We start from the raw sequence: 2,885 nt of genomic DNA, 5'->3' as shown, positions 1-2,885 counted from the left end.
GCAGGCGGCCCAGGTGGCTTCCGCGCTCGCCTCCGCCCGTGCCGTCCACCGCCCCCAGCAGGGCGAATGGTCGGCCGGCCGGGGCGAGAACGTGGCCAACGAGGCGTATCTCGTGCCCCGGCAGGACGTGGACCGGTTCCGTACCGAGCTGGGCGCGCTCGCCTCGGACCTCCCCGGTGTCACCGTCGAGGTGACCGGGCCCTGGGCGCCGTACTCCTTCGCGGGCGGGGTCACGAGTTGAGCATGCGGCCCGCGAACGGACAGGGCGCCGAGCCGGTCGGCCAGCCGCCCGTCGCCCTGATCGACCTGCTGGACCGGCTGCTGAACGGCGGGGCGGTGCTCACCGGCGACATCGTGCTGAGCATCGCCGACGTCGACCTGGTGCACATCAACCTGCGCGCGGTCATCCGCTCGATCACGGGGGACGCGCCGGGGCCCGCGATCATCCCGCCGCGTGCCGCACCGAGCAGTGCTGAGGAGATCTGACGATGCCGGAAACACCCGCGAACGCGCTCGCCGCCCATATGCAGACGGACCCCGACACGGTGGAACGGGATCTGATGAAGCTGGTGCTCACCATTGTCGAATTGCTGCGCCAGCTCATGGAGCGCACAGCCATTCACCGGGTGGACCAGGGAGATCTCGACGACGACCAGGAAGAACGCATCGGTATGACGCTGATGATTCTCCAGGAACGCATGGAAGAACTGTGTGAGCGATACAACTTGACAATGGACGAACTGAATCTGGATCTCGGCCCGTTGGGATCGTTGCTCCCCCGAGACCTGTGAATTCCGGAAACCTGTTTTGGTGCCGGGGGAAAGGACAGTAGGGCACTATGACTGACGACAAAAAGAACACCAGGAGCACCACCGCGGCGAGTGCCAAGAAGGCCGCCTCCTCCAGCACCGCCACGGCGCGGGCGACGGCCGGCAACGCCAAGGAGCAGGCGCAGGAGGCCAAGAAGTCGACGGTCTCCACCGCCCAGTCGGTCGGTGACACCACCCAGCGCGTCAGCCGCGCGGCGGTCGCCGGTCTGCAGACCGGCCAGCAGGTCGTCGCGGCCAACACCGCCAAGGCCGTCGAGGTCGCGGGCACCGCGTGGACGGTCATCAAGCACCGCAAGGCGGTCGCCGCCGCGGCCGCGGCCGGTGTGGCGGGCGTCGCCGGAGCCGCCTTCGCGATAGGCCGCTCGACGGCCAAGCCGCAGATGGGCCCCCTGACCCGACTCGCCCGGGGCCGGATCTGAGCACACTCGCTCCGCGAGAACAGCACCACCCACGGCGACCTCCCCCGCGTCCGCCGACGCGCGGGAGGTGCTCGTGTGTCCGGGGTGCTTTCTGTGACGAACCGCACCTTACGGACGAAGGCGCAGGCAGATGCGGGTCCGGTGGCTGACCGTACGCGCACGTCACCGGCGGCGGACCGGGGGAGGGGTTCCGGTCTGCCACGATGGTCGGGCCGCAGGCCGGGCAGGTCCACTGGTGACCCCCGCCGCGGCAGCCGACAGTTCCGGCGGAACGACCGCGCAGGCCGACGAGGGCTCGCGGCTCCGCCGCCTCCGCCGAGACCCGTGCGCGTCACCGCGACCGGGCCTGTCCCCTCAGGTACGCCACCATGTCCTCCTCCTCCGCCGGTGCCCAGCGCCCGCATGCGCTCACCGACGCCCGCTCGCCCTGGCGTTCCCTGAAGTACCGCAGCATGCGGTGGTGGTCCGTCGCCCACCTCGTCTCCAACACCGGCACCTGGATGCAGCTCACGGTCCAGAACCTGCTGGTGCTCCAGATCACCGGCTCGGCCGCGGCGACAGGCCTGTCCATGTCCGTACAGGCGGCCCCCGGTCTGCTGATGGGCCTGGCGGGCGGCACCTTCGTCGACCGGTGGCCGCGCAAGCTGACCGCCGCCGTCAGTCAGGCGCTCCTCGGTGTCGTCGCCTTCGTCACGGCCTTCCTCGTCGTCACGCACCGGCTCGACCTGCCCGCGCTGATGGCGCTGGCCGCCGTGACCGGTCTCGTCGCCACCGTCGACGGGCCGGCCTGCTCGCTGCTCGGCAACGATCTCGTCCGCGCCGAGGACGTACCCTCGGCCATCGGCGTGGGCTCCCTCGTGCACAGCGCCGGACGGCTCGCGGGCGCGGCGCTGGCCGGAGTCACCGTCGGCCTGCTCGGGACGGCCTCCGCCTACGCGGCCAACGCGCTGTCCTTCCTGTTCGTCGCGGCCGTGATCCCCTTCCTGCGCCCCCAGCGCCACACGGAGCCCGCCGTCCCGGACCGCGCCTCGAAGGACGCGCCGGACATGAGCGCACGGCAGGGACTGCTCTTCTTCGCGCGCCGCCCGCGCCTGGTCGCCCTCGCGGGTATCACCGGGATCAGCGCGGTGTTCGGCCGCAACTACGCCCTCACCCTGGCGGTCCTGGTCACCGGGCCGCTCGCCGGCGGGGCCGGGTCGTTCGGCACCGTCTCCACGGTGCTCGCCGCCGGTGGCATCGTCGGCGCGGTGCTCGCCGCCCGGCTGCGCAAGCCGTCGGTCCGGCTGGTCGGCCTGCTCGCGGCGACCGGGGGTCTGCTCCAGGTGGTGGCCGGACTCGCGCCGTCGCTCGCGGTACTGCTGGTGCTCGTGCTGCCCATGGCCGTCGTCGAGTCGGTCTCGGACACCGCCGGGACGACCGTCCTCCAGACCGACCCGCCGCCCCACCTGAGGGGCCGTGTGCTCGGCGTCTGGAGCACCGTCTCCACCCTCTGGGGGCTCGCGGGTCCGCCCGTGCTGGGACTGCTGATGCAGCACGCCGGTGCGCGGGGCGCCCTGGTCGCCGGCGGGCTGCTCATCGCCGCCACGGTCGGCGCGGGCCACCTGCTGCGCGGCCGGTGGGCTCCGGCGCCGGTGCC

General features: G+C 72.3%; 5 protein-coding genes. All 5 read left to right on the top strand.

Annotation, left to right across the window (positions count from 1 at the left end):
* A partial coding sequence (locus GT030_RS26690) for a GvpL/GvpF family gas vesicle protein (protein WP_202460599.1) occupies positions 1-241 on the top strand: 241 nt, incomplete at its 5' end.
* Between the two features lie 2 nt (positions 242-243).
* Complete coding sequence (locus GT030_RS26685; protein ID WP_161203300.1) at positions 244-486, top strand: gas vesicle protein; 243 nt, start codon at positions 244-246, stop codon at positions 484-486.
* 2 nt (positions 487-488) lie between these two features.
* Entirely contained in the window at positions 489-791 is a 303-nt protein-coding gene (locus GT030_RS26680) for a gas vesicle protein K (RefSeq protein WP_161203299.1), read from the top strand.
* Positions 792-838: 47 nt separating this feature from the next.
* A complete protein-coding gene (locus GT030_RS26675; protein ID WP_161203298.1) occupies positions 839-1,249 on the top strand; it encodes a hypothetical protein in 411 nt (136 codons plus the stop codon).
* 452 nt (positions 1,250-1,701) lie between these two features.
* A partial coding sequence (locus tag GT030_RS26670; RefSeq protein ID WP_237522843.1) for an MFS transporter occupies positions 1,702-2,885 on the top strand: 1,184 nt, incomplete at its 3' end.

Origin of the sequence: Streptomyces sp. SID1328 (genome assembly GCF_009865595.1) — a bacterium.
Taxonomy (GTDB): domain Bacteria; phylum Actinomycetota; class Actinomycetes; order Streptomycetales; family Streptomycetaceae; genus Streptomyces; species Streptomyces griseoluteus.
Note: the sequence above shows the minus strand (reverse complement) of the source record. Positions and strands in the feature narration are given on the sequence as shown.